Here is a 707-nt window from a genome sequence, read left to right on the forward strand (position 1 = left end):
CCAAGACAAGCAAATACAAAATGAACAACCCGCCGTGAACCGAACCGACAATTGTCACCGCAAGCGGAAGGCCTGCCCAATATTTAAGCGGCATAGCGATGAACAGCAGGATTAAGAGTGACATTCCTTCAATAAAACCCATCGTGCGAAGTCTTCCGATCGGCGTTTGCAGCATAAATCGCCCTCCTTGTGGACACGTTTTCATTTTATACTATAAACAATCCGGAGGGGCATATGACAGCTTTCAAAAAATGTTCGGAAAACATTCATTTTTACATGCCTTTTCTAGGGAACTGTACTTGTCATTTACAAAAATACCCGAGATAATGTGTACAAAATCAAAAAAGAAGGATGTTGAAATGAAACTTGACCAGATTGATCTGAATATCATTGAGGAGCTGAAGAAGGACAGCCGTTTGTCGATGAGGGAATTAGGCAGAAAAATTAAGCTGTCGCCTCCATCTGTAACAGAACGGGTAAGACAGCTTGAATCGTTTGGCATCATCAAGCAATACACGCTGGAGGTCGACCAGAAAAAACTGGGGCTTCCCGTTTCCTGCATTGTGGAAGCAACCGTTAAAAACGCGGATTACGAGCGGTTCAAAAGCTATATTCAAACATTGCCGAATATTGAATTTTGCTACCGGATTGCGGGTGCAGCCTGCTATATGCTGAAAATCAATGCCGAAAGCCTCGAAGCGGTAGAA

At 43.4% G+C, this 707-nt stretch carries 2 protein-coding genes; one reads left to right on the forward strand and one right to left on the reverse strand.

Going from position 1 to position 707, the window contains the following annotated elements; translation table 11 throughout:
- On the reverse strand, positions 1-175 hold a 175-nt coding region (locus tag ACWHAR_RS27195), incomplete at its 3' end, for a DUF3817 domain-containing protein (RefSeq protein ID WP_452088448.1).
- Between the two features lie 184 nt (positions 176-359).
- Between ACWHAR_RS27195 and lrpC the strand changes: the two genes are divergently transcribed.
- Positions 360-707: transcriptional regulator LrpC (lrpC, locus tag ACWHAR_RS27200; RefSeq protein ID WP_452088447.1), on the forward strand; the 348-nt coding region annotated here is incomplete at its 3' end.

The organism is Bacillus sp. LR--39 (assembly GCF_053613335.1).